Source organism: Rhodococcus sp. FH8, assembly GCF_019266085.1.
GTDB lineage: Bacteria > Actinomycetota > Actinomycetes > Mycobacteriales > Mycobacteriaceae > Rhodococcus_F > Rhodococcus_F qingshengii.
The window spans coordinates 183,902-208,566 of the sequence record NZ_LPNQ01000080.1 but is presented as its reverse complement, the minus strand read 5'-3'; the positions used below and the strand labels follow the sequence as shown (position 1 = coordinate 208,566).

At 62.2% G+C, this 24,665-nt stretch carries 25 protein-coding genes; 14 read left to right on the top strand and 11 right to left on the bottom strand.

The annotated features are described in order from the left end of the window. Positions 1-20 precede the first annotated feature (20 nt). The 5 genes from rlmB to carD are packed head-to-tail and all read right to left on the bottom strand — an operon-like array spanning position 21 to position 4,087. On the bottom strand, positions 21-992 hold the full coding sequence (gene rlmB / locus ATN38_RS27695) for a 23S rRNA (guanosine(2251)-2'-O)-methyltransferase RlmB (RefSeq protein WP_003945749.1): 972 nt from the start codon (positions 990-992) through the stop codon (positions 21-23). Between the two features lie 2 nt (positions 993-994). Next, on the bottom strand, positions 995-2,389 hold the full coding sequence (cysS, locus tag ATN38_RS27690) for a cysteine--tRNA ligase (protein WP_003945830.1): 1,395 nt from the start codon (positions 2,387-2,389) through the stop codon (positions 995-997). An 11-nt stretch (positions 2,390-2,400) separates the two neighbouring features. Then, positions 2,401-2,877 (bottom strand): 2-C-methyl-D-erythritol 2,4-cyclodiphosphate synthase, encoded by a 477-nt coding sequence (gene ispF, locus ATN38_RS27685; RefSeq protein WP_047269647.1) that lies wholly within the window; start codon positions 2,875-2,877, stop codon positions 2,401-2,403. Next, positions 2,878-3,576 (bottom strand): 2-C-methyl-D-erythritol 4-phosphate cytidylyltransferase, encoded by a 699-nt coding sequence (ispD, locus tag ATN38_RS27680; RefSeq protein WP_003945606.1) that lies wholly within the window; start codon positions 3,574-3,576, stop codon positions 2,878-2,880. 22 nt (positions 3,577-3,598) lie between these two features. Then, on the bottom strand, positions 3,599-4,087 hold the full coding sequence (carD, locus tag ATN38_RS27675; protein WP_003945666.1) for an RNA polymerase-binding transcription factor CarD: 489 nt from the start codon (positions 4,085-4,087) through the stop codon (positions 3,599-3,601). 265 nt (positions 4,088-4,352) lie between these two features. On the opposite strand from carD, the gene ATN38_RS27670 reads away from it, so the two are divergent. Both ATN38_RS27670 and radA read left to right on the top strand, forming a co-directional pair. Further along, entirely contained in the window at positions 4,353-4,988 is a 636-nt protein-coding gene (locus tag ATN38_RS27670; protein ID WP_007726888.1) for a lipoprotein, read from the top strand. A 98-nt stretch (positions 4,989-5,086) separates the two neighbouring features. Then, positions 5,087-6,520, top strand: a complete 1,434-nt coding sequence (radA, locus tag ATN38_RS27665; protein ID WP_003945739.1) for a DNA repair protein RadA — start codon at positions 5,087-5,089, stop codon at positions 6,518-6,520. A 23-nt stretch (positions 6,521-6,543) separates the two neighbouring features. Here the strand turns inward: radA and ATN38_RS27660 are convergent, their stop codons facing one another. After that, positions 6,544-7,104: a PaaI family thioesterase gene (locus tag ATN38_RS27660; protein WP_003945494.1), complete on the bottom strand. Its 561-nt coding sequence runs from the start codon at positions 7,102-7,104 to the stop codon at positions 6,544-6,546. A 96-nt stretch (positions 7,105-7,200) separates the two neighbouring features. Between ATN38_RS27660 and disA the strand changes: the two genes are divergently transcribed. Further along, entirely contained in the window at positions 7,201-8,286 is a 1,086-nt protein-coding gene (gene disA, locus ATN38_RS27655; protein ID WP_024487741.1) for a DNA integrity scanning diadenylate cyclase DisA, read from the top strand. A 25-nt stretch (positions 8,287-8,311) separates the two neighbouring features. On the opposite strand, the gene ATN38_RS27650 is transcribed toward disA, so the two are convergent. Next, positions 8,312-9,055, bottom strand: a complete 744-nt coding sequence (locus ATN38_RS27650) for a DUF4232 domain-containing protein (RefSeq protein WP_007726893.1) — start codon at positions 9,053-9,055, stop codon at positions 8,312-8,314. A gap of 97 nt (positions 9,056-9,152) precedes the next feature. After that, positions 9,153-9,791, bottom strand: coding sequence for a carbonic anhydrase (locus tag ATN38_RS27645; protein WP_003945421.1), 639 nt, complete (start codon positions 9,789-9,791; stop codon positions 9,153-9,155). A gap of 228 nt (positions 9,792-10,019) precedes the next feature. Here ATN38_RS27645 and ATN38_RS27640 point away from each other — a divergent pair, with 228 nt between their 5' ends. Genes ATN38_RS27640 through ATN38_RS27595 form a run of 10 tightly spaced genes read left to right on the top strand, consistent with a single transcriptional unit; the run spans position 10,020 to position 19,501 of the window. Beyond that, a complete protein-coding gene (locus ATN38_RS27640) occupies positions 10,020-10,874 on the top strand; it encodes an ABC transporter permease (protein WP_308256604.1) in 855 nt (284 codons plus the stop codon). Further along, a complete protein-coding gene (locus ATN38_RS27635) occupies positions 10,874-11,719 on the top strand; it encodes an ABC transporter permease (RefSeq protein ID WP_003945610.1) in 846 nt (281 codons plus the stop codon). Before ATN38_RS27640 ends, ATN38_RS27635 begins: the two co-directional genes overlap by 1 nt. Then, on the top strand, positions 11,716-12,900 hold the full coding sequence (locus tag ATN38_RS27630) for an MCE family protein (protein ID WP_218749107.1): 1,185 nt from the start codon (positions 11,716-11,718) through the stop codon (positions 12,898-12,900). The genes ATN38_RS27635 and ATN38_RS27630 overlap by 4 nt, the downstream gene beginning before the upstream one ends. Further along, on the top strand, positions 12,897-13,907 hold the full coding sequence (locus tag ATN38_RS27625; protein WP_050656749.1) for an MCE family protein: 1,011 nt from the start codon (positions 12,897-12,899) through the stop codon (positions 13,905-13,907). Before ATN38_RS27630 ends, ATN38_RS27625 begins: the two co-directional genes overlap by 4 nt. Then, a complete protein-coding gene (locus ATN38_RS27620; protein WP_256932189.1) occupies positions 13,904-14,896 on the top strand; it encodes an MCE family protein in 993 nt (330 codons plus the stop codon). Before ATN38_RS27625 ends, ATN38_RS27620 begins: the two co-directional genes overlap by 4 nt. Next, complete coding sequence (locus ATN38_RS27615) at positions 14,893-15,972, top strand: MCE family protein (RefSeq protein WP_218749101.1); 1,080 nt, start codon at positions 14,893-14,895, stop codon at positions 15,970-15,972. The genes ATN38_RS27620 and ATN38_RS27615 overlap by 4 nt, the downstream gene beginning before the upstream one ends. Further along, the gene (locus tag ATN38_RS27610) at positions 15,972-17,045 is read left to right on the top strand and encodes an MCE family protein (RefSeq protein WP_204856133.1); all 1,074 of its coding nucleotides are present in this window, start codon (positions 15,972-15,974) and stop codon (positions 17,043-17,045) included. The genes ATN38_RS27615 and ATN38_RS27610 overlap by 1 nt, the downstream gene beginning before the upstream one ends. Beyond that, a complete protein-coding gene (locus tag ATN38_RS27605) occupies positions 17,042-18,280 on the top strand; it encodes an MlaD family protein (protein ID WP_042923604.1) in 1,239 nt (412 codons plus the stop codon). The genes ATN38_RS27610 and ATN38_RS27605 overlap by 4 nt, the downstream gene beginning before the upstream one ends. Next, positions 18,277-18,801 (top strand): hypothetical protein, encoded by a 525-nt coding sequence (locus ATN38_RS27600; RefSeq protein WP_042451875.1) that lies wholly within the window; start codon positions 18,277-18,279, stop codon positions 18,799-18,801. The genes ATN38_RS27605 and ATN38_RS27600 overlap by 4 nt, the downstream gene beginning before the upstream one ends. A gap of 58 nt (positions 18,802-18,859) precedes the next feature. Further along, positions 18,860-19,501 carry a TetR/AcrR family transcriptional regulator gene (locus ATN38_RS27595; protein WP_042451878.1) on the top strand — a complete coding sequence of 214 codons (642 nt, stop codon included), beginning with the start codon at positions 18,860-18,862 and terminating at the stop codon, positions 19,499-19,501. A 3-nt stretch (positions 19,502-19,504) separates the two neighbouring features. On the opposite strand, the gene ATN38_RS27590 is transcribed toward ATN38_RS27595, so the two are convergent. The 3 genes from ATN38_RS27590 to ATN38_RS27580 all read right to left on the bottom strand — a co-directional run bounded on the left by ATN38_RS27590 (position 19,505) and on the right by ATN38_RS27580 (position 23,626). Then, positions 19,505-21,043 carry a long-chain-fatty-acid--CoA ligase gene (locus ATN38_RS27590; RefSeq protein ID WP_054826798.1) on the bottom strand — a complete coding sequence of 513 codons (1,539 nt, stop codon included), beginning with the start codon at positions 21,041-21,043 and terminating at the stop codon, positions 19,505-19,507. A 91-nt stretch (positions 21,044-21,134) separates the two neighbouring features. Beyond that, positions 21,135-21,914, bottom strand: a complete 780-nt coding sequence (locus ATN38_RS27585; RefSeq protein ID WP_064443083.1) for an SDR family NAD(P)-dependent oxidoreductase — start codon at positions 21,912-21,914, stop codon at positions 21,135-21,137. Next, on the bottom strand, positions 21,914-23,626 hold the full coding sequence (locus ATN38_RS27580; RefSeq protein ID WP_218749099.1) for a thiamine pyrophosphate-binding protein: 1,713 nt from the start codon (positions 23,624-23,626) through the stop codon (positions 21,914-21,916). The genes ATN38_RS27585 and ATN38_RS27580 overlap by 1 nt, the downstream gene beginning before the upstream one ends. A 99-nt stretch (positions 23,627-23,725) precedes the next feature. Between ATN38_RS27580 and ATN38_RS27575 the strand changes: the two genes are divergently transcribed. Continuing rightward, a complete protein-coding gene (locus ATN38_RS27575; protein ID WP_070161922.1) occupies positions 23,726-24,661 on the top strand; it encodes a helix-turn-helix domain-containing protein in 936 nt (311 codons plus the stop codon). The last annotated feature ends 4 nt before the right edge of the window (positions 24,662-24,665 follow it).

Here is a 24,665-nt window from a genome sequence, read left to right as displayed (position 1 = left end):
CACCCGAAAGCCGTTACAACTCAGCTGCTACGACGCCTGCGGGCGATGTCCGCCAGGACGACTCCGGCGGCAACCGAGGCGTTGAGCGACTCGACCGGACCGGCCATCGGAATCGACAGGATCGCGTCGCAGTTCTCGCGGACGAGGCGCGAAAGGCCCTTGCCCTCGGAACCGACCACGATCACAACGGGACCGCTGCCGTCGAAATCGTCGAGAGTGGTGTCGCCCTCGGCGTCGAGACCGACGACCTGAACACCCTTCGATGCCCAGTCCTTGAGCGTGCGGGTGAGGTTGGTTGCCCGAGCAATCGGCAAACGAGCGGCAGCGCCGGCGCTGGTACGCCAAGCGACAGCACTCACGCTCGCGCTACGACGCTCCGGAATCACGACGCCGTGTCCACCGAAAGCTGCGACCGAGCGCACGACGGCACCCAGGTTGCGGGGATCGGTGATGTTGTCCAGCGCGACGAGCAGCGGCGGCTCGGCATGCTTGCGTGCCTCCGACAGAAGATCGTCCGGGTGCGCGTAGCGGTACGGCGGAACCTGCAGGGCGATGCCCTGGTGAAGACCGTTGGCGCTGAGGCGATCCAGATCGGTGCGGGGGACCTCGAGGATCGAGATGCCGGCATCCGCAGCGAGCTGAACGGATTCCTTCAGTCGATCGTCGCTCTCGGTGCCGACGGCGACCCACAGTGCAGTCGCCGGAACGCCGGCGCGTAGGCACTCGACCACCGGGTTGCGTCCGAGCACTGTCTCGGGACCGTCGAGAACCTTGCGGCCCGGACCCGGACGGCCACCGCGGCCCTGCTTCTCGTCGGCACGTGCGGCGCGCGCTGCACGCTTTGCCGCGGGATGCTTGGTGCGTGCCTCGGCGGGCGGCGTAGCGCCACGCCCTTCGAGACCGCGACGGTGCTTACCGCCGGAACCGGCAACCTGGCCCTTCTTGGTGCCGCCCTTACGGACTGCGCCGCGCCTGCTCGAGTTTCCAGCCATTGTTACTGCCCTGCCTTAAGGGACCATTCGGGTCCGTCGGGAGTATCGGTTACTTCGATACCCGCCTTGATGAGGCGATCGCGGACCTCGTCCGCCACCGCCCAGTTCTTTTCCGTACGTGCCTGCTGCCGACGATCGAGATCGGCCCGCACCAACACGTCCAAAGCTTCCATTGCCGTCTCGGTGTCGCCACCGGACTGCGTCCAATGCTCGTCGAGTGGGTCGACGCCCAGGATCGCGAGCATGGCCCGCACCTGGCCGGCAGCCACCCGAGCCGCGTCGAGATCACCGGCAGCGAGCGCGGAATTACCCTCGCTCGCCTTGCCGTGAATCTCGGCCAACGCGATCGGCACCGACAAGTCGTTGTCGAGAGCCGCCGCGAAACCTTCGGTCCACGTACCGAGTTCGACGCCGCCCGCACGCTTGTGTGTGCGCAGGACGAACGACTCGAGCCCCTGGTAGGACTTCGCACTTTCGTCCAACGCCTCGTCCGAGTACTCGAGATTGGAACGGTAGTGCGCACTACCGAGGTAGTACCGAAGTTCTTGCGGACGAACCTTCTTGAGCACGTTCGGCACCGAGAGAACGTTGCCCAACGACTTGGACATCTTCTCGCCACTCATCGTGACCCAGCCGTTGTGCAACCAGTACTGAGCGAAATCGTCGCCGGCGCACTTGGCCTGCGCAATTTCGTTCTCGTGGTGCGGGAAGACGAGATCGCGTCCACCACAATGGATGTCGAATGCCGCCCCGAGATAGAACTCCGCCATGGCCGAGCACTCGAGGTGCCAGCCCGGACGGCCGGGTCCCCACGGTGTCGGCCACGAGGGCTCACCGGGCTTGACGGCCTTCCAGAGGGTGAAGTCGCGAGGATCGCGCTTGCCCTCGGCCGCACTCTCGCCCTGATGAACGTCGTCGAGTTTGTGGCCGGACAGTGCGCCGTACTCGGGGTAGCTCTGCACGTCGAAGTAGACGTCGCCGCCCGCCGCGTACGCGTGGCCGTTCTCGATCAGACGTTCCATCATCTCGACCATCTGCGTCACGTGGCCGGTGGCCCGTGGCTCGATGGACGGTGGCAGCACACCCAGTTGGTCGTAGGCCCACGTGAACGACCGCTCGAACGTCGCCGCCCACTCCCACCAAGGTCGACCGGCGCCGGCGGCCTTGTTGAGAATCTTGTCGTCGATGTCCGTCACGTTGCGCACGAAGGCAACGTCGTTGCCGTGCGCCAACAGCCAGCGTCGCAGCACGTCGAAAGCGACGCCGCTACGAACGTGTCCGATGTGAGGATCGCCCTGAACTGTCGCCCCACACAGGTACACCGATGCATGTCCGGGGGCCAACGGAACAAAATCCCGAAGGGCCCGCGTACCGGTGTCGTATAGGCGCAGGGTCACGACCAGCGATCTTACCTGTCGTGTTCGGTTGTCATGACCAACGCGGTGGCCATGGCGGCGATCCCCTCGCCGCGACCGGTCAAGCCGAGGCCGTCCGTGGTGGTCGCGGACACCGAAACAGGCGCGCCGAGAATGTCCGAGAGCACCTTCTGTGCCTCGTCGCGACGTGGCCCGATCTTCGGACGGTTGCCGATGACCTGCACCGCGGCGTTGCCGACGGCGAACTGGTTCTCTTCGAGCAGTCGGCGAACCTCGGCAAGCATTCGAGCGCCGCTCACGCCGTCCCATTCGGGCCTGCCGGTGCCGAAAACCGAACCGAGGTCACCGAGGCCCGCCGCAGAGAGCAACGCGTCACACAGCGCGTGGACGGCGACGTCGCCGTCCGAATGGCCCGAGCACCCGTCTGCTTCCTCGAACAGCAACCCGGCCATCCAGCAAGGACGACCGACCTCGATGGGATGAACATCCGTGCCGAGACCGACGCGCATCTAATTTCCGTCCTGTGAATCCGCACTCAACGCTGTCTCCGAGCTCAGGAGCGCCCGTGCAAGGACCAGGTCGAGCGGAGTGGTGATCTTGAAGGCGAGGGCGTCGCCGGGAATCGTCTGCACCGAAACACCGAGACGCTCGACCAGAGCGGCGTCGTCGGTCGCGGCGACGTCACCGGCGTCGTACGCACTGCGCAGGACGTCGGTGGAGAATCCTTGGGGAGTTTGAACCGCACGCAACTCCGAACGCAGAGGCGTACCGGTGACTGCGCCGAGTACGTCGACCGACTTGATCGTGTCGGTAACCGGAAGTACCGGGATGACAGCGGAGCTGCCGGCTCGGAGAGTGTCGACGACGCGCGCGATCAACGCCGGCGGTGTCAATGCCCGTGCGGCATCGTGCACGAGTACAAAATCTGCGTCGCCGGCAGCGCTGAGGCCGGCTCGAACCGAATCGGTTCTTTCGGCACCACCGCCGACGACGTCGACGTCCGCTGCACGACCGAGGTCGGCTACGACGGATTCGACCAGTTCAGGCGGCACAATGACAACAACGCGGTCGATCGCTCCGGATTTCCGGAGTCCATCGACCGCGCGTGCAAGCATGGTGCACCCACCGAGTTCGACAAATGCCTTGGGCAATTTCTCGCCCAATCGCACTCCCCGACCTGCGGCAGGTACCAGGGCTACTACTGCCACTGTCAGCTTTGTTGTGTTGCAGTCAGGACGCGGCCGCGAGGACCTCGTCGAGAATGGTCTCTGCCTTCTCGGTGTCAGTGCCCTCGGCGAGCGCGAGCTCTCCGACGAGAATCTGACGAGCCTTGGCGAGCATGCGCTTCTCACCAGCGGAAAGTCCGCGGTCCTGCTCACGACGCCACAGGTCACGAACAACTTCTGCAACCTTGTTCACGTCACCTGAGGCAAGCTTCTCGAGATTTGCCTTGTATCGACGAGACCAGTTGGTGGGCTCTTCGGTGTGCGGTGCTCGCAGAACCTGGAAAACCTTGTCGAGGCCTTCTTGGCCGACCACGTCACGAACTCCGACGTACTCTGCGTTGTCTGCAGGAACCCGTACTGTGAGATCGCCTTGAGCGACCTTCAGAACCAGGTACTCCTTCTGCTCACCCTTGATGGTGCGGGTTTCGATAGCTTCGATCAGCGCCGCACCGTGATGGGGGTATACGACGGTGTCTCCGACCTTGAAAATCATGTGTCCCGTGCCCCTTTCGATTCCACTAGTTTAACACGTGAAAGAACCGACCACTCATCAACTGTGCAGGTCAGGGGCATCCTTGCTCGAGCGTAGGGGTTGACAGGGCTTGTTGTACGTGCATTCAACTGGTCTGGAGCACCCCTGCGTAACGGACTGAAAGCCCACGCAGACAACCGTTGTGGCGACCCGACGGCCAGCCCGCGGGACCTTATCTACTACTCTGCCTAGTGGAGTGCGAACCTGACGCCGTGGAGGACAAATCGTGACTGCTATCCGTAAGCCGACTCGTCGAGTCGCTACCGCCATTGCACTGGCTGCAGGCGCAGCCATCGCGCTGTCCGCTTGCGGTTCCGGACAGGTGAGCCAGACCGCCGTCCAGCAGGCCGCCGTGAACGGCAACAGCGCCGACCTCGGTGAGATCGCACTGCGCAACGTGCACATCGCTTACCCCTCGTCCGAGGAGTACAGCATCGAGCCGGGCGGCAACGCCGTGCTCGCGTTCACCGTCGTGAACGACAGCGCCGAGACCACGGACAAGCTCGTCAGCATCACCACCGATTACGCAGCACGCGTCATCGCAGGTGAAGAGGTAGGTGGCTTGACGATCAAGCCGCAGACGTCGCTGCAGGCCGGTCAGTTGCCCGCAGGCGAAGGCGCCGCGACCGAGGCCGAGACCCAGATCAAGAACAACGAAGAGAACGACGACGCACCCGCTGCGCTCTCTCTCGTCGTTCTGCAGGACATCAAGGCAGGCGTTCGCCCCGGCTTGACCGTCCCGATCACCTTCAAGTTCGAGAAGGCCGGATCGGTCACCGTCGACGTACCTGTCGACGCCGGCCCGCAGCTCGAGCGCAACGAGTCGGACAAGTCACCCGACGTTGCAGAAGCTGGGCACTGAGCCTCGAATTATCAAGGCGCACAATGCGCCTCGCAGAACAAATTCAGAATCACACCAGAGGCGGGGTCCATGTCGGACCCCGCCTCTAGTCTGTCCCGGTGGCCAAAGTGAAATCGAACTACCGCTGCTCCGAATGCCAGTCGGTAGTGCCCAAGTGGGTCGGTAGATGTCCGGACTGCGATTCGTGGGGCTCGATGACCGAGGTCGCCGTAGTGGCACCCGTCGCCAGTCGCGCCGGCGCCTCACTCGCCAAAGCAGGATCAAGCGCCGTGCTGCCTACGACGCCGGCCACACCGCTGACACAGATCGACAGCACCTCGACGCAGGCCAAACCCACGGGGATCGGTGAGTTGGACCGCGTCCTCGGCGGTGGCGTCGTACCGGGTTCGGTGGTGCTGCTCGCGGGCGAGCCCGGCGTCGGAAAATCGACGCTACTTCTCGAGGTCGTCTACCGCTGGGCGATGCGCAGCGCGGATGATCGAGCGTTGTACGTCACGGGCGAGGAGTCTGCCGGTCAGGTTCGGCTTCGGGCAGATCGCACCAACTCTGTCCACGAACGGATGTATCTGGCGGCCGAATCCGATCTCGCGACCATCCTCGGCCACATCGAGCAGGTCAAACCGACACTGGTCATCGTCGACTCGGTGCAGACCATGCTTGCTGCCGACGTCGACGGGGTCGTCGGCGGCGTGACTCAGGTCAAGGCCGTCACCAGCGCCCTGACCTCCCTGGCCAAGGCCAGTGGAATCCCGGTGCTTCTGATCGGCCACGTCACCAAGGACGGCGCCGTCGCCGGTCCGCGCTCGCTCGAGCATCTCGTGGACGTGGTTCTGCACTTCGAAGGTGACAAGCACTCCACCCTGCGCATGGTCCGCGGCGTCAAGAACAGATTCGGTGCGGCCGACGAGGTCGGATGCTTCGAGCTGAGCGAGCAGGGCATCAACGAGATCAGCGATCCGTCCGGCCTGTTCCTGCATCACCGTGAAGAAGCTGTGGAAGGCACTGCCGTCACCGTGATGATGGACGGTAAGCGACCTCTACTCGGTGAAGTTCAGGCGCTCGTCGCCGCCACGCCGCTACCGACACCCCGCCGAGCCGTCAGCGGGCTCGACACCGCCCGTGTGGCCATGGTTCTCGCCGTGTTGGAACGCCGCGTCGGAGTGTCGATCTCGAAGGCCGACGTCTACGCCGCGACCGTCGGCGGTATGCGGATGACCGAGCCGGGTGCCGATCTGGCTCTCGCCATTGCGGTCGCTTCCGCCGTGAAAGCCAAACCCGTCCCCAAGGGGCTCGTCATCCTCGGCGAGGTCGGACTCGCCGGGGAGGTTCGACGGGTTGCCGGGGTGAACCGACGGCTGATCGAAGCTGCCCGACTGGGATTCACCAGCGCCATCGTGCCGGTCGATTCCGGCCCGAACATTCCCGGCATGCGCGTCAACGAAGTGGCGAATCTGGCCGAGGCACTGGCCTACGCCGGATTGATGGGCGGCAAACAAGCCCCGTCTCGCCCCAAGCTCACGCCGGTGAAGTGATCGTCGTTCGGCCGACTACCTCGTCAGACCGACGAGGTGCCGAACGGGGACGTCGGTTCGCCGTCCACGAACTCCTTGGTCTTGGCGAAGTGTTCCGAGGTGATGGTCAGAAACAGTCCGCGGGAGGTTCCCACCACCGTGTCCGGATCCGCTGTCGGACCTTCGACGATCACCGCTTCTGCACTGGTGTAGACCTTGCGGCGTACAACACCGTCGATGCGAGCCCGGAATTCGAGCACCGATCCCAACGGGATCGGCCGGGCGAAGTCGATCTCGAGGTGCCCGGTCACCACCGGCGAGCCGAGAGCCATACATGCCATACCTTGAGCCTCGTCGAATGCCGTCGACAGAATGCCGCCGTGAATGACACCTGGACCGCCCTGATACTTCTTGGCGACCTCCAGACGACCGGTCACTTCCAGTCCGTTACCAGCCCTGAAACTCATCGCCATTCCCGCAGGCTGGTCGTCGCCGCAGCCGAAGCATTTCGACCAGTGCTGAGGCAGCTTCTCGCCGGCGGCCGGAAAGAATTCGACCGGCTCCGGGACAGTCAGGTCATCAGGCAGGGTCCAGGTACTACTCATGGATAGGTAATCTAAACGGGGATCCGTCCGGCGCAGGCATCGGACCCGACCGAAGTGACATCGACCTCAGCAGGGAGTTTCTCAATGATCAGTGCGATGGCGGACACACAGTCGTCGTCGGCATTGCGAGAGACCATCGCCAGGTTGGCGCCGGGTACCGCTTTGCGAGACGGGCTCGAACGAATTCTGCGCGGCCGTACCGGCGCGCTGATCGTCCTCGGATACGACGAGGAAATGGAAGCGCTGTGTGACGGCGGATTCAACCTCGACGTGGAGTTCGCACCGACCCGATTGCGTGAGCTGTCGAAGATGGACGGCGCGGTTGTCCTCTCGACGGACGGCACACGCATCGTGCGTGCCAACGTCCAGCTGGTTCCCGATCACAAGATTCCCACCGTCGAATCCGGCACGAGGCACCGCGCTGCCGAGCGCACGGCAATTCAGACCGGCTATCCCGTGGTCTCGGTCAGTCAGTCGATGTCGATCGTCAGTGTGTACGTCGGCGGCATCCGGCACGTCATCGACGGCTCGGCCACCATACTTTCGCGCGCCAACCAGGCCGTCGCGACGCTCGAACGATACAAAGCGCGACTCGACGAAGTGACACGGCAACTGTCGGTCGTCGAGATCGAGGATTTCGTGACTCTGCGCGACGCGTTGACCGTCGTACAGCGCCTCGAAATGGTTCGCCGCGTGTCGATCGAAATCGAACAGGATGTCCTCGAACTCGGCACCGACGGTCGCCAGTTGGCACTGCAGCTCGAAGAACTGGTCGGCGACAACGACATTGCACGTCAACTCATCGTTCGGGACTATCTTGCCGGTCCCGAACCCATCGGCACCGCGGCGATGGACAACGTCCTCGTCGCACTCGATCGCGTCACCGACGCCGATCTACTCGATCTCACGACTCTTGCGCGTGTTCTCGGTTATCCGGGCACGATCGAAGCCCTCGACACTCCGATGACTCCTCGCGGATATCGCGTGCTGATGCGTGTACCTCGATTGCAGTTCCATCAGATCCACCGGTTGGTCGGATCCTTCGGCACTCTCCAGTCGCTGCTGGCCGCTACGGCTGCCGATCTGCAGTCGGTCGAGGGCATCGGCGGGCTGTGGGCTCGTCACATCCGTGAGGGACTTTCCCGGCTCGCGGAGACGTCGATCACCGGATCCTTCAACTAGCGGGCCTGTTCGGGCTTGCCCGCGCTCATGCGATGTTGAACGGCTCCGGGGAGCTTCGCAGTGCACCGAGCTGCCCGACAACCGTGTAAGCGCCTGCGCCCACCGGATTGCGCTCGGGGTTCTGCGCGGTCGCGCACTCGGGGGTCGACGTCGTGGCCGACCAGGCGACCTTGAACGCAGCTTGCTCGCCGGGCGCGAGATTGCGTACGTCGGCTGCGGGCTGTGGGTAGCAGTCGACGTTGGACCACAACCGGGTCTTGCCGTCGATGCTGTAGACGAGCACCTGCTGAAGGCCGCCCGCCAGATCTCGATCACAGGGTGCCGAACCGATGTTGGTGATGACGATCGTGAACGACGGCTCTTCGCCGGGAGCGAAGGTCGCCTTGTCTGCGGTGGCCTTGACTGCCAGCGACGAGTCGGCGCACTGACCGGCCGGGACCGGAGCCCCGGTGGTCGACGAAGAGGAAGAAGACGAAGACGATCCCGAAGCCTGCGTGCCCGAGCCACCTGATCCACCGGCAGCGCCGCCACCCGAGCCACCGCCACCGTCCGGCGCGTTGGAGCCGGAAGGGTTGGGGGTGAAGGAGACGTCCGTCGTCAGCGAGGAACTCGCAGCGGCCGAATCGGCCTCCGGGGTATCACTTCCACCGCCGAAGAGGGCGGATGCCGCCCAGATGATCAACGCCAGTGCAATGACGGCGGCACCAATGGCCAGCGCCCGGCGACGCCAGTAGATCTCGGGGGGCAGTGGTCCATTAGGTTCCAACACGGACTCAACGGTAGTTGGCGCAGGGTCCACTAACCGTCAGCTGAGGCGGCGTGTCGGTACCCATTGTCTGCTGCCAGGTACCACTGCCCCGGAAGATCTAACCCTCGACGGTCTCGACGCTCTCGCCGATGTCGCCGACCGCGCCCTGAACTCGCATGTGACCGTCGGACAACGTGTACGTGACGCCGACGATCGCGCACGCACCCTTGTCCACCTTGTCGGCGATGATCCGCGACCTCTGCATGATCAGCGAGCCGGTCTCCACGACGTGACGGCCTTCGAGTTCGTCCACGGTGGACAAGCCCTCGTTGCGGCCCATCAGGATGGACGGAGCAACACGCTCGACCACACTGCGGATGAATCCGTCGGGAACTGCGCCCTCGTCCAGGGCGTCGAGCGTTGCCTTCACGGCACCGCAACCGTCGTGCCCGAGGACGACGATGAGCGGCACGTTGAGCACGTGAACCGCGTACTCGATGGAACCGAGCACCGAATCGTCGAGCACGTGACCTGCAGTGCGCACGACGAACATGTCGCCGAGACCCTGGTCGAAGATGATCTCGGCGGCTACGCGCGAATCACCGCAACCGAACAGCACCGCTGTGGGGTGCTGCCCATCGACGAGTTTCGCGCGGTCCGCGATTCCCTGGCTGGGGTGAATGGACGCGTCGTTGACAAATCGCTCGTTGCCCTCGCGAAGGGACTTCCAAGCGGAAATGGGGCTTGATCGTGGCATTCACTCATTGTGCACCCGCCGCATTTCGGGCTCTCGCCGGGAAGGTTGCGTGGACGCAAACGAAAGTTCCGCGTCGACATTCGCGCCCGGTGATGAAGTGGCCGAAATGGAACTTACTTCAGAGTCAGTTTCCTGATACCGTCTCCGAACGTGATCTGGAGCACTTCGAGCTCCCGAGTGTGATCGAAGAAACCCGACCAGAACGATTCGGCCGGAGAGGGGGATGGCGTGAGCACCGAAGCTACGACGACCGGGAATGGAACAACCGGGGAAACAACTGCTGTCTCCCCCGCCAAGACGAACATGTTCTCGAACCTGCTCTCCGAGATCGGACTGCTCTTCACCTTCACCGTTCGCGTGTGCGTTGCGGCGTTCACATCTCTTCGACACAAGCGCCTCGCCTGGCGTGAGGCGCTCGACCAGATGTGGTTTCTCGCCCACGTCACCTCGGTCGCGTCCGCTCTGGTGATGATTCCCCTCGGTGTCGGGGTAGCACTGCAGATCGGTGCGCTCGCAGATCAAATCGGCGCGGGTGCGTACAGCGGTGCCGTCGTCGCGTTCCTCATCATCGGACAGGCCGGCCCCCTGGTGTGCGCCCTGATCATCGCCGGTGTCGGCGGTTCCGCAATCTGCGCAGATTTGGGAGCGCGAACGATACGCGAGGAAATCGATGCACTCGAAGTGCTCGGTCTACCCGTGCTCGAACGCCTGGTCGTACCCCGGATGATTGCCATTGCCGTCGTCTGCCTCCTACTGAACTCGATAGTTCTCGTAATCGGTTTGGGCGCAAGCCTCTTCGGTCACGTCCTGATACTCGACGGCAACGCACAGAGTTTCCTGCGCAATCTCGTTCAATTCAGTCAACCCAGCGACTTCGTCGTCTCCGGCATCAAAGCCGTTGCCTTTGCTCTCATCTCGGGAATCGTGGCCTGCTACAAGGGCCTGACCGTCAAGCGCGGAGCTCAAGGCGTCGGCGACGCAGTCAACGAGACCGTCGTGCTCTCGTTTGTCCTCGTGTTTGTCGCCAACCTCGCAATTACTCAGTTCTACCCACTGTTCGTCTCGGTGAAAGGTGCCTATTGATGCACCTGCCCATCGCAATTCGTGCCAAGAGGGTCAGTTCGCGGACCGTCGACGGCCTGAGTCGACTCGGCGATCAGTTCACGTTCCACGCGCGTGTCATCACCTCGATTCCCGCAACCCTCAAGCGCTATTGGCGTGAAGTCGCCCGTCTCGTCGCCCAGGTGGCATTCGGTTCGGGCACCCTGCTCGCCGGAGGCGGCAGCGTCGTCGTGATCTTCGCGATCTCGTTCTTCGCCGGTTCCCAGATCGGACTCGAGGGCTACCGCGGACTCAACCTCGTCGGCCTCGCACCGCTTTCCGGCGTGATGTCCGCCATCGCGAATACTCGCGAGGTGGCACCACTCGTTGCCGCAATCACCCTGGCAGCCAAGGTCGGAACCGGATTCACCGCGCAGCTCGGAGCGATGCGGATCTCCGAGGAAATCGACGCGCTCGAAGTCATGGCGATTCCCTCGCTGCGGTACCTGGTCACCACCCGAATGATCGCGGCGCTCATCGCGGTGGTCCCGCTGTACCTGGTCGGCCTGTTTGCTTCGTACATGGCAACGGCGCTTGCGGTGATCCGGGTCAAAGGACAGTCGGAGGGAACGTACGGCTACTACTTCAGTCTTTTCCTCTCTCCCAACGACATCTGGTTGTCCTTGATAAAAGTCATGGTGTTCGCGGTCGTCGTGACCCTCGTGCACTGCTACTACGGTTACACCGCGACGGGTGGACCCGAAGGCGTCGGACGAGCCGCCGGACGAGCGTTGCGCACCAGCATCGTCTTCCTTGCATTCACCGACGTCGCGATGACCATTGCGCTGTGGGGACTCAAACCTCACGTACCCGGGCTGACCGGATGATCGTCACGAATTCCAGCCGAATCACCCTGGCACTGCGGGGTTTACTCGCCGTGGTCATCCTGATCCTCGCCTACGTCTTCTTGTTCAGCAGAGGTACGGACTCCACCGGTTCCACACCGCAGGTCAGTGCTGTCGTCCCCGCCAGTGCCGGTGCGCTGCGAGTCGGATCCTCGGTACAGTACCGCGGCGTCGTCGTCGGCGCTGTGGCCGAGATCGAGCCGGGCACCACCGCTTCGACTGTCTCACTCGCGATCGACGAGGGAGCGTTCGAGGACATACCGTCGACAAGTCAGGTGCGACTGATGCCCCGCAACATCTTCGGTGACTTCTTCGTAGACTTGATTCAACCTGACGGACTCTCGCGTGGTCCTGCTCTCGTGCCGGGTACCGAATTGGTATCCGATCAGTCCGAAGTCGCGGTCCAGCTCTACCAATCGATCTCACGGATCTACTCGCTCGTTTCTTCCCTCGACCCCGCCGACATCAACGTCGCACTCACGGCAGTCTCGGACGCGTTGAGCGGCAAGGGAAACCAGATCGGCGAATCGCTCGATTCAGTCCACCAAGCGTTGGTCGGTGCGCAGCCCGTCATCGACGGACTCGGTGACGACCTCGACGACATAGCCACCCTCGCCGACAGTCTCTCGACGAGTGCGCCGGACATGCTCGCCGCATTCGAGAACTCCATCACCACATCCAAGACCGTCGTCGAGAAATCCGACGGGTTGGCGGGGCTTCTGCGTGCCGGCACCAGCACGGGAGCTGCTGCCACGAGTCTGACCGGTGACAATCGCGACCGCATGATCACCTTGGTCGACGACGCCGATTCCCTGACCGGCGCAATCACTTCGCGGCCGGACCACATCACCACCTTCTACAACGGCCTGCGCAATCTCACGATCAAGCTCCCGCCCGCGTTGGCGCATGGTCCGTGGCTCAGCACCGATCTACGGCTGTCCGTCACAGATCTGTATCCGTACGGAAAGACCGACTGCCCACAGTACGACGGAACCCGCGGACCCAACTGTCCTGCCGCCGCGACCGCGTTCGGCGGAACCGTCGGCCCGGTCGGCAGCCCTGCCGAACAGTCCCTGATCTCGGCTCTCACCCAGGGCGGTACAGCTTTGGACACTCTCGTGGCGGGGCCGGTATTTCGCGGCACGACGGTGGTGGGCGGATGAGCGTGAAGAAATCTCTGATCAGGTTCGGACTGTTTGCTGCACTGTCGATTCTCGCCACCGTGGTTGTGGTGAGCACCCTGATCAACCCAGTCTCCGGGTCGAGTTCGCAGTACCGGGCCGTCTTCGTCAATGCCTCCGGCCTGGTCACCGGCAGCGATGTTCAGATCGCCGGGGTGCGAGTAGGGCGCGTCGACAGCGTCGAGCTGGTGAACAACCAAGCCGTCGTCGGCTTCGAACTCGAATCTGCACAACGTATTCCGTCCGACGGTCGCGCTGTGGTGAGGTACGCAGACCTGTTGGGAGCGCGAACAATTTCGATCGAACCCGGACAGGCCGAACGCGCAACAGGCAACTACCTCTCCCCCGGGGCCACAATTCCCGTGGAACAGACTCAGCCGGCGATCGACCTCACCGACATCCTCGGCGGATTCCGTCCCCTGTTCGACGCACTTGACCCCGCAGAAGTCAACGAGCTTGCCGCACAGGTCGTCCAGGTATTCCAAGGACAAGGTTCCACCATCGAAAGCCTGCTGGAGCGCACTGTTGCCGTCACCGAGAACTTGACGTCCCGGGACGCGATCTTGGACCAACTACTGAACAACCTCGACCGGGTCCTTACCGTGACCACGACGAATCGACCCAACTTCGTCGAGATGATCAACACGCTCGACACACTGGTCGGCGGTTTGGCACAGGACCGCCAACAGATCTCGGCCGCAGTGGATTCCGCAGGCGCACTGACTTCTTCACTTCAGGACTTGGTGACGGGCGTGGAACCGGACTTGGCTGGCGCGCTGACTTCGATCGATCAGTCGGCTCGCGTCGTCGTCGACAATCGTGAGTCGCTGGCGACCGGTATCACCGCTTTCGATCAACTGTTCACCCAGTTGGGGATCGCGATGAGCTACGGAAGCTGGGCGAACATCTACATCTGCAACTTCCGGCTCAGCGCGCTGGACCAATCGGTGACCCTCGGCGGCCCCGAGCGTTCGGCGGTGTGCCGATGAACTGGCTCACCGTCAAGAACCCGGTCCGCAACGGAATCATCTGCATCCTCGTCGGAGTCGGTGTGGTTCTGGCCGCACTCGTTGTCCCTCAACTGATCTTGAAGGTCAAGACCAACGAGTACCACGCCGTCTTTGCCAACGCCACCGGGTTGACGCAGGACGATCCGGTCAACGTCGCGGAAGTCCCGAGCGGGGTGGTCACCTCGTTGGCGGTCAGCGGCAACTCGGTTGAAGTCACCTTCCGACTCGACGACGGCGTCACTCTCGGCGAAGACTCCCGTGCGGACATCAAGATCTCGACTCTGCTCGGCCGACGCTCGCTCGACGTCACTCCGAACGGATCGCGCTCGTTACCCGCAGGTTCGACCATCCCCATCGAGAACACGAGCGTTCCCTTCACTCTCGACGATCTCGGTCGAGGAGCACAATCCACGTCGGAAAACCTTGATCTGCAACAACTGCGAAACATGCTGACCGTGGTGTCCGACAACTCACCGGACGATCCCGAACTCATTCGCCGCTCACTCGAGGGAATCGACGCACTCTCCGGAGTAGTCAACGACAACGACGTTGCGCTCCGTTCCCTTCTCACCGGAGCGCAGCAGACGACCGCAACACTGATCGAGCAGAAGGACACTCTGGAAACCCTTCTGGGGAATGCGGATCTGGTGATGTCCACGATCGCCGACCGGCGAGATGTGCTGAATGCGCTTGTACAAGACCTCAATCAGTTGAGCACCACACTTGCCCAGTTCCTGGGCGACAACCAGGCTTTGATCGACTCGGTCATGGGAGACATCCACGTGGTGACGGGAGTTCTGTCCGAGAACGAACAATCACTGACCACACTGCTCGACAACTTCGCCCCCAGCGTCCGCTACGTCACCAACGCAACCGGTAACGGCAACTGGCTCGACCTCAACTCACCCTCCACCCTCATCCCGGACAACTGGTTGTGCGTCGTCGGGCTCGTTCAGGGGTGTCGATGACCACGACCGTCAAGAAACTCGCCGTGCTGGCAGCGATAGTGATCTGCGCGATCGGTGCCGTCCTGGTCGTCACGCGTGACGAACACAGACTCACTCTCACCGCCGAATTCACCTCGACCGACGCTATCTTCACCGGGAACACAGTGACGATTCTGGGAGTTCCCAGCGGGAGGGTCGAGAGCGTCACGCCGGAAGGGTCCCGGGTACGAGTGGCGCTGAGCCTGCCATCCGGAACACGTATACCCGCCGACGCGCAGGCCTGGGTCCTGTCTCCCTCGGTCATCAGTGACCGCACGATCGAACTCGGCCCCGGCTACGAGGACGGTGAGTTCCTCACCGACGGCGCGGTGATCCCTCTCGAACGCACTCACTCCCCGCTGACGTGGGACCAACTCACCGCATCGGTGAACGAATTGACGGTGGCGCTCGGCCCTGGCGCCGACGGCGGCGGGATCGGTGACCTCATCGGAGAAGGCGCCCACGCGTTGGACGGCAACGGGCAAGCATTCAACGATGCCGTTCGGTCCATCTCACAGGCCAGTTCGGTACTGGCGGGTGCAAGTCCCGACATCTCCGAACTGGTGAAGAACCTGAACACCCTCGTGCAGTTGATCGCGGACAACCAGACCAAGGTCGACTCTCTGTCGAACTCGGTGACAGTCACCGCCCGCACGTTCAGCGCCCAGCGAGAAGACATCAGCGGGGCGCTCGATTCCCTGACCACGTTGCTCGGACAGGTCTCAGCGCTACTCGCCGAACACGGCGAGGCGGTCACCGCCGATCTGGGTACGCTCGCACAGTTGGCCGGTGCAGTCGCGACCAAACAGGATCAACTGCGCGAGATCATCGAAACGGCACCAACGGGATTCGAGAACGTCGCCAACCTCGTCACCGAAGAAGGCCGAGCCAGAGCACGATTGAACGTCGCCACCGATCTCGCACAGTTCGACACGACGAGAGAACTGTGCGAGAAGATGCCGATACCGCTGTGCACAGGGCCGGGAATCGTCAATCCCATCGAATTTCCTTCGGCAGGCAGCTCCGACCTGGCACGCATCCTCGGTGGGGGTAACTGATGGCGTCGAACAAGTCCGTGGTGAGCGTTGTCGTGGCACTTGTCATCGCCGCGCCATTGACCGGCTGCAGTCTCAACTTCCAGCACCTCCCCCTCGGACGCGGTCTGCCAGGAGAGTCGTACCCGCTGAACATGGAATTCGTCGACGCGTCGTTACTTCCCGTCGGCGGCGAGGTGCGGATCGGCCAGGCAGTGGTCGGCAGAGTCACGTCGATGAGCGCGCAAACCTTTGCAGCCGTGGTACATACCGAAATCGCGTCGGACATCGAACTACCTGTCGGCACCCGCGCTCGGATCGAACTGTCGACCCCGATCGGCGATGCGTTCGTCAACCTCGAAGTTCCGGTCGATCCAGCGGGCCCCATTCTCGAACCAGGTTCCACCATCGAGCGATCGGAGACCGTGCGCGGACCCGATGTCGCACAACTGCTCGGCGCCGTCGGAACTCTGTTGAACGGCAGTGGGTTGGCGCAGGTCAAGAACATCGTCAGTGAGGCTGATCAGATTCTCGACGGCAGGGAGGAGACGATCCGCGATCTGCTTGCACGCCTTGACACTTTTCTCGGAACACTTGACGACCGAAAGGAATCGATCAATTCGGCACTGGATTCACTGAACCGGCTCAGCGCTCTGATCGGAGACGAGAGCGCCACCATCGACGAAGGCTTGCGCACACTCACAACCGCATTGGGCGTGATCGCCGACCAACGACAACCGCTCCTCGATCTACTCGACGAAACCGATCGGCTCAGTACCGCAACCAATTCCGTACTCGACCAGTCGGCCGACCAGATTTCCGAGATCACCGGACGACTGTCACCCATCCTCGACCAGTTCTCGGCAATGGGGCCGACACTGGGTGAGACGATGGCCAACCTGGACAACGCAAGAGTGCTCCTCGAGCGTGCCAGCCCAGGCGATTACGTGAACATCGACCTCGACGTCGATGTCGAGGGCACCGTGACCGGAGTGCTCAACGAGATAATCCCGGGCGCCGCACCGCCACTGCCACCTCTGCCCGCCTCCGATCGGGAACTGCCGATCACGACACCCCTGCAAGGAGGAACGCGATGAAGAACCGAACCGTCTATTTCGAGATCGCCGCCTTTCTCCTCATCGCGGTGGTCAGCACGACGTACGTACTCCGGCAAGTCGGTGCCGGAGATCCGTTCACCGGAACCTTCTCGGTCATCGTCGAATTGGAGAACGCGGCCGGAATCGCTCCCGGTTCGGAAGTGGCCTATCGCGGAGTCACCGTCGGCGACGTCGAGTCGGTGGAGGTGGACTCTGCCCAGGACCTCGTCGTGATGACGTTGAGCATCGCCGCCGACAAACAGATCCCCAACGATTCGCATGTGGCCATCAGCCAGGACACCGCCGTTCCGGTATTGAAAGTTCAGTTGTCCTCGCAGACCGACGGCGGCCCGTATCTGGTTGAAGGTTCCGTCGTTCCGACTGAGCGCACTTCGATCCCGGTCGCGTTGGGAACCGTGATTGCGAATTTCAACGCTGCTGCCGACACCGTCGATCCGGCAGACCTGCGAACCCTCTCGCACGAACTCGGCGAGGGATTGAACGGATTGGGTCCGGATCTGCAGGCGCTCGTCGACAACTTCGACGTGCTCGCGCGCACTGTCCAATCCGATCAACCGCGTGTCAACACACTCGTCGAGAACTCGCGCTCACTGTTCACTGCGAACGAGGAAAATGTTGACGCTCTTCCCGAAGTTGCACTCACACTTCGCCAATTGACAGATCAGGTACGAAACTCCGATCCGCAACTGCGCACACTCCTCGATCGAAGCCCGAGTGTTCTCGACAATCAGATACTGCCTCTCATCGAACAGAGTCGTGAGCCGTTCAGTCTGCTGTTGGCCAATTCTCTCGTCTCCACTCAGATCGTCACTGCACGGATGCCCGCCGTCGATGCCTTGTTGGTGGTGGTGCCCAAAGGTTTCGAGAAGTTCGGAAGTATCGTCAAAGACGGCCGCGCACAGCTTGATCTGATCACAGCACTCGGACCGGTCTGTATCTACGACACGCCCCGGCGATCGGTACAGGACACCTCACCGACCACGCTCGACAAGAACCAACACTGCGCGGACCAGTCGGGCCGGATCCAGAATCGCGGATCGCAGAACGTCCCCACCGGAACTGGAACGATCGACGGGGTTGCTGAATACGATCCTGCCCTCGGAACGGTCGCAGCCGGTGACGGAACGTCGATTCGTCTGGGCCTCAACGGTGGTCAGAACACCGTTCTCGGTGACAACTCGTTTGCCGCACTACTAGTACAAGGAACGCAATGACCGAGACAACCGAACCCCAGACGCCCACAATCGTCGACAAGCCCAAGCGGCTTCGCAAGCAGACCGTAGCGATCGTTGCCGGCGCCCTGGTCGTGGTCGCGGCGCTCGGATGGGGCGCATTCGCGACCTGGCAGAAATCGGTCGACGAAAACGCGCGTATCAGCGCCCTGGACAGCGGACGGCAATTCGCCACTGATCTTGCGACGTACAACTTCCAGAACCTCGATCAGAATCTCTCCGTGGTCCGTGACAATTCTGTCGGCGAATTCGCCGGTCAGTACGCCCAGGTGGCAGCCAACCTTCAGAATATGATCGTGCAGTATCAGGCGACCTCGTCCGCTCAGATCATTTCAGCCGGGCTGGCGAGCAGTGATCGCGACAACGCCGAGGTTCTCGTGTTCCTCGATCAGACGATCACGAACACCAACTCCCCCGATCCGAGAATCGACCGCAACCGGATGCAACTTTCGCTGGTCCGCGAGGACGGCGAGTGGAAACTGAGCAACGTGCAGTTGTTGTGACTTCGTCGCGGCGTAGTATCTCCCCGAGCATTATCGAGCGATAGCTAGGGGACCACGTATGGCCACGAAAGATTCGGCGAAGGACGCCACAGCCAGTTGGCGACGGATCGAGCCGCTCGAGCTGACTCCTATCCTGGAAGCCGCCCTCGAAGGATTCTACGACAACGGGTTCCACGGTACTTCGATACGCGAGATCGCACGCCGCGTCGGCGTGACGATCCCCGCCCTCTACTACCACCACCAGAGCAAAGAAGGGATCCTCCTTGCTCTGCTGGAGATTTCGACCAGTGACGTCCTCGCTCGTGCCCACAGCGCGTACGCCGACGGCGGAGACGACCCTCGACAACAGCTCACCAACGTCGTCGAAGCGATCGTGCTTCGTATGACGACCCGCTCTCGGTTGGCAGCCCTCGAGGGGGAAGTGCGCTACCTCAGCCCCGAACACCGACAGCGATATCGTGTCGTACGCAAGGGCGTCGAAGAATTGGTGCTCGGCATAGTCACCGAGGGTTCGGAACGAGGTCTCTTCTCAGTAGCAGACGTGCCCGAGACCACCCGCGCACTTCTCGCGATGTGCCAGTCGATTCCGCGCTGGTATCACGCCGAGGGAGAACTCACCCCGGAAGAGGTAGCTCAGAAGTACGCCGTCATCGCACTGAATACGGTTGGATGCAAGCCCGGCCGCAAGCGTGCACGTTGATTCTCATACTGTCGAATATCGCGCCCGAAGTTCGCGCTTGAGGATCTTGCCCGTAGCACCCAACGGAAGTTCCGTGACTATCTCGATGGACTTGGGGCACTTGTAGCCGGCAAGTCGGCTTCGAACGAAACCTGAAATCGAGTCGGTATCGAGTTGATGCCCTGCAGCAGCAACTACGACGGCTTTGACCGCCTCGCCCCACAGTGGATCCTCCACTCCAATGACGGCAACTTGGGATACTCCCGGATAGTCGGCGATGACCGATTCGACTTCGATGGGATAGACGTTCTCTCCACCCGTGATGATCATGTCCTTCATCCGATCGGTGATGTAGACGTAGCCCTCGCTGTCGACCCGTCCCACGTCGCCGGTATGGAACCACCCGTCGGTATCTATCGCAGCGGCAGTCTCTTCCGGCCGTCGGTAGTAACCTTCGGTCGTTTGCGGAGACCTGACATAGATCTCGCCGGCCTCGCCGACCGCAACTTCCTCGCCTTCCGGTGACATCACCTTCAAGTCCACCCAGGGGTAGGGTTTTCCGACCGAGCGCAGCAGTCCGACCTTCTCGCCGTCCACCGCATGGTCACAAGAATCGAGTTGTGTTACTGCTCCATGCGTTTCGGTCAGCCCGTAGACCTGGAACAGGGGCTTGCGGAACGTCTCGAGAGCTCGCTTCAAGACCCATGGTGTGATCGGCGAGGAACCGTAAGCGATGGATCGGAGAGTTGCGAAATTGCGCTCTCGCGCGCCTGGTACGTCGACCAGCATCCCGATGACGGAAGGCACGAGAAAGGTATTGGTGATACTCATCCCTTCCAGTACTTCCAACAGACCGGCAGGTGTGAATTCTGGGAGAACGACGTTATGGGCGCCATTCGCAAGTCCCACGAGCGCCCAACCCAATCCACCGATGTGGAACAGGGGCATCGCACACAAGCTGACCGAGGATTCGTCGAATCCCCATGGCCCGCCGGTTCGCGTGCATGCCTCCAGGTTCCTGTTGGATGTGAGAACACCTTTGGGTTTTGCCGTCGTTCCGGATGTATACAGTTGCAGTACAACGTCGTCCAGGCTTCCGCGCCATCCCGGATCGACCGAACTTGCGCCTGCCGATCGCGCTTCGTAGTCGAACTCCTCGGAACCGTCGATCTTCACGACACGCAGCTTCGCCCCTTCCGATGCCTGCACCGCCGAGACCACACCCTCGAATTCACTGTGGAAGAACAACACACGAGCGTCCGCGTCGGCGAGCACCTCGGCAACCTCGGCGCCGGACAACCTCCAATTGATCGGGATTGCCACTGCCCCGATCTTCGCTGCCGCAAGTACGATCTCGACGACTTGAGTCGAGCCTCTGTCCACCACGGCCACCCTGGTTCCAGATCTACAACCCAGGTCGAGAAGAACGTTGGCCAGCCGACTGGTGCGGAGGTCGAGCTCGGCAAACGTCATCGACCCGTCTCGACCTGTCAACGCGAGGGCGTCTGGTCGTGCAGCAGCGTGGCGTCGAGACTCATCGGCAAGGCGATATTGCGAGCACATCGTGAAAAGCCCTTTCTGGATTGGACGTAACTTCCGGCCCGGGCGCGTGGACGACACCGGGCGCTATCAGAACCGACGAACTCTCGACGAGCTATTGCATCGCCTCGATGTGTTTCATCACGTCCGGGTACCGACGTAAGTGGGCACCGCCGTTGACATCGAGAACCTCGCCCGTGATCCACGAAGAAGCATCAGAAGCGAGGAAGAACACCGCTTCGGCAACGTCGCGTGGCAACCCATTACGTCCGAGCGGAGTGTTCTCGGTGAAGTCCGCCTGAATAGCCGGCACACCGGTGAGACCCTCGACAAGTGGCGTTTCGACAAGACCTGGCGAAACCGCGTTGACGCGTATCCCCCGGTCTCCGAGTTCGAGTGCCGCAACCTCGGTGAGCATGGCGAGGCCAGCTTTGGCGGAGCAGTATCCTGCAAAACCTGCAGCCGCCTGGCGTGCGTTCAATGAGGTAATGGAGACGATCGATCCACCGGCAGTCATGGCACGCGCCGCATGCTTGATCACGAAGAAACCTCCGGTGAGACAGATGTCAACGGTTCGCCGCCAACTTTGCGCCTCCAAATCCGTTATGTAGCCCGGCAGATTCACCCCGGCACAATTGACCGCGATATCCAGCCGACCATGCTGCGCCTGGGCCCCCTCGAATATCACCTTGACCGATTCTTCGTCGACGACGTCGACCCGGACTGCTTCAGCTCGCCCACCGAGTTCTACGGCGCGTTTCCGCCCGCCTTCGATGTCGATGTCGCCTATCACGACGCTCACACCTTCGGCAGCCAGCAATTGCGCTGTTGCCCAACCGATACCGGATGCTCCGCCGATCACGACGGCTACTGCACCTTCCATTCGCCCCGGCATCAGCGAGGAATGTTCTCGTAGTACGGGACAACGATTTCGTCAGTACTTGTGACGTCACCGAGCATCATCGTCGTGATGGGGTGGACTACGTGCGGGTCCACCTCGACGTTGATACATGCGGGAACTCCCGCGTCGAACGCGCGTTTCATAGCGTCGGCGATGGAGGCGACATCCTTAACACGCTCACCGTATCCACCGAAGGCCTCGGCGACCTTCTCGTATGCGCTGTCTGCGAGTTCGGATACGACAATTCCTTCGTCCCCGTACACCGCTTCCTGGCCGTGGATCGACATTCCCCACACTGCATTGTTGAATATCACTGTCACAACAGGTATTCCATGACGGGCCATTGTGTCGAATTCCTGGATGTGGAATCCTGCCGCGCCGTCACCGGTAATGAGCACAACGGGTGATTCCGGTCGTGCCCGATGTGCGCCGATTGCGAAACCGGGCCCCACACCCAGGCATCCGAGGTAGCCGAGCCTCAAGACACCACCAACCTCTTCGGTGGTAGTGAAGAACTCGCCCCACGACGGCGCCTCGGCACCGTCCATCACGAAAGTAGTACCGGGCGGGCAGGCTTCGACGATCGCGCGCGCTGCAAAGTACGGATGCGCCTTACCGCTTTCCGTCGCTTCGTCCTCGAAACCATGCCGGTGCGCATGTTTCGCACTGGTGGCGGCATCGACCCAGGCACTCCAATCGGGCCATTGACGTTGATCAGCAGCAGTTTTCAAAGCGACGAGCGCTTCTCGACAGTCGGCAAGTATCGGAACGTCCACGTCCTGCATACGCCCGATTTCGGACGCGTCGACGTCGATCTGGACCAACCGCGCACCGGGGAACAAGCTGGTGCGTCCGCCGGTGAACATCCCGGCTCGGGCACCGACAACGAATACCACGTCGGGGGTCGGATACCCAAGGGCAGGTAACGAGCCGATCGCCAACAGTCCGCCGCCGGCCAGTCGATGGCTTGCGGGTACCGCTCCATCGGACTTCCCGGGGTAGAACACCGGCACGTCCACCGTTTCCGCGAACGCCACCAGCGCCGCGCTCGCATGGGAGAAAGTGACGCCACCTCCGATCACAATGGCGGGGTTCGTCGCTTCACCGAGCAGATCGAGAGCGGCCTCGACCGCTGCAGCAGTCGGACCCGACCTCGCACTCACGGTGTAGTTCACCGGAAATCTCACGGTGTCTTCGTCGGCTTCACCGAACATCACGTCGATCGGCACTTCGAGCAGCACCGGCCCCGGAATTCCGGTCGTCGCCTTACGAATTGCCAGAGCAACTATCTCGGGGACGCGTGCCGGATCGGTGATGCGGTATGCCCACTTGGTCACCGGAACAGCTGCGGCAATCTGATCGAAACCACCCTGAAGCGGATTCGTCTCGGTCTCACGCATCGGCGGAGCACCGACGACGAAGATAGTCGGCGTGCGATCGAGGAGTGCATTGGTCAGCGCGGTGTAGACATTCGTGAAGCCCGGGCCGGAGGTGACTACACAAACGCCGTAATTGCCCGTCACTCGCGCGTACGCATCCGCAGCGTGTCCCGCAGTGGCTTCGTGTCGGGTGTCGGTGAGCCGGATGCCGTGACGTCGACAGGCTACGAGGAAAGCATCCAAGTGCCCTCCGTGCAGGGTGAAGACCTCGGTTGTGCCCGCTTCAGCTAGTGCTCTGGCAAGTAATTCGCCACCGTTGACAATCATGTATTTCCTTCCGGAGTTTGCCGCTTGATTAACGATCGCTAAGTCATTCCACTGTATCGTGGGTCACAGTGCGACGCCAGAGTGGCATTATGCGAACACATGGCACGAAATTCCCCTCAAACCGATCGAATCGTCATGCTGACCGAACTGCTGGCATCCGACCCCACGGCGGGGCGGAGCCTCGCCGATATCGCACGACACCTCGGCGTCGCAAAGGCGACCTGCTACCCCATGGTCGTCGCTCTCGCCGAGGCCGGCTGGCTCGTCCGTCACCCGATCCGCAAGACCTACCAACTCGGCCCGGCGCTAGTCCCCATCGGCCAAGCCGCTTCCCGCGCAATCGATGTCGTCGATCTTTCACGCACCGTCATGCAAGAACTGGCCGACACATCCGAACTGGCCTGTCTCGGATTCATCCGATCCGGCGCCGACCTCGTTGTCGCCGAGGCAATTCAACCGATCTCCAGGCGCAGCGGAACTCTCGGCTTGCGCATCGGCGACAATGTGCTGATGGCACCTCCACTGGGTGCAGGCCTTGCCGCATGGTTCGACGAGAACGACCTCCACGAATGGTTTCTCCTCGGCAAGGAGGCATTGGACACGGAGGCCGCACTTCTACGGTCGGAGTACGAGCCAATCCTCACGGCCATTCGAGAGCGCGGGTTCGCCGTGGAATGCCTTCGCCAACAAGAACGTTCAATTTCCGACGCCGTCGCCGAGATGCGCGGCCCGGGAGTCGGCGGCCAGAGGGCAGCACTCGCACTGAGAGAAGCGCGACGTCTTCTGTCCGCGGATGTCGCGGTCGGAACACTCGACCTCGACGGCAATTATCAATTGCTGTCCGTCAATGCCGTCGCCTTCGCCCAGGACTCGACACCGGCGCTGATCCTCTGCTTGGTCGATGCCCCGTCACCACTGACCGGGGAGCGGATCGCCGCACTGGGCAAGCTCGTGAGTGAAGCCGCCGATCAGGTCACCACTCTCATGCACGGCCGGACACCTCGACCATTGACATCCACAGGCGGAGCAACATAGCTTG

Bases quoted from the DNA above. Each gene is read 5' to 3' on its own strand.
- rlmB (WP_003945749.1), bottom strand. From the start codon at position 992: ATGGCTGGAAACTCGAGCAGGCGCGGCGCAGTCCGTAAGGGCGGCACC.
- ispF (WP_047269647.1), bottom strand. From the start codon at position 2,877: ATGCGCGTCGGTCTCGGCACGGATGTTCATCCCATCGAGGTCGGTCGT.
- carD (WP_003945666.1), bottom strand. From the start codon at position 4,087: ATGATTTTCAAGGTCGGAGACACCGTCGTATACCCCCATCACGGTGCG.
- ATN38_RS27660 (WP_003945494.1), bottom strand. From the start codon at position 7,104: ATGAGTAGTACCTGGACCCTGCCTGATGACCTGACTGTCCCGGAGCCG.
- disA (WP_024487741.1), top strand. From the start codon at position 7,201: ATGGCGGACACACAGTCGTCGTCGGCATTGCGAGAGACCATCGCCAGG.
- ATN38_RS27645 (WP_003945421.1), bottom strand. From the start codon at position 9,791: ATGCCACGATCAAGCCCCATTTCCGCTTGGAAGTCCCTTCGCGAGGGC.
- ATN38_RS27635 (WP_003945610.1), top strand. From the start codon at position 10,874: ATGCACCTGCCCATCGCAATTCGTGCCAAGAGGGTCAGTTCGCGGACC.
- ATN38_RS27630 (WP_218749107.1), top strand. From the start codon at position 11,716: ATGATCGTCACGAATTCCAGCCGAATCACCCTGGCACTGCGGGGTTTA.
- ATN38_RS27625 (WP_050656749.1), top strand. From the start codon at position 12,897: ATGAGCGTGAAGAAATCTCTGATCAGGTTCGGACTGTTTGCTGCACTG.
- ATN38_RS27620 (WP_256932189.1), top strand. From the start codon at position 13,904: ATGAACTGGCTCACCGTCAAGAACCCGGTCCGCAACGGAATCATCTGC.
- ATN38_RS27615 (WP_218749101.1), top strand. From the start codon at position 14,893: ATGACCACGACCGTCAAGAAACTCGCCGTGCTGGCAGCGATAGTGATC.
- ATN38_RS27610 (WP_204856133.1), top strand. From the start codon at position 15,972: ATGGCGTCGAACAAGTCCGTGGTGAGCGTTGTCGTGGCACTTGTCATC.
- ATN38_RS27605 (WP_042923604.1), top strand. From the start codon at position 17,042: ATGAAGAACCGAACCGTCTATTTCGAGATCGCCGCCTTTCTCCTCATC.
- ATN38_RS27600 (WP_042451875.1), top strand. From the start codon at position 18,277: ATGACCGAGACAACCGAACCCCAGACGCCCACAATCGTCGACAAGCCC.
- ATN38_RS27595 (WP_042451878.1), top strand. From the start codon at position 18,860: ATGGCCACGAAAGATTCGGCGAAGGACGCCACAGCCAGTTGGCGACGG.
- ATN38_RS27590 (WP_054826798.1), bottom strand. From the start codon at position 21,043: ATGTGCTCGCAATATCGCCTTGCCGATGAGTCTCGACGCCACGCTGCT.
- ATN38_RS27585 (WP_064443083.1), bottom strand. From the start codon at position 21,914: ATGCCGGGGCGAATGGAAGGTGCAGTAGCCGTCGTGATCGGCGGAGCA.
- ATN38_RS27580 (WP_218749099.1), bottom strand. From the start codon at position 23,626: ATGATTGTCAACGGTGGCGAATTACTTGCCAGAGCACTAGCTGAAGCG.
- ATN38_RS27575 (WP_070161922.1), top strand. From the start codon at position 23,726: ATGGCACGAAATTCCCCTCAAACCGATCGAATCGTCATGCTGACCGAA.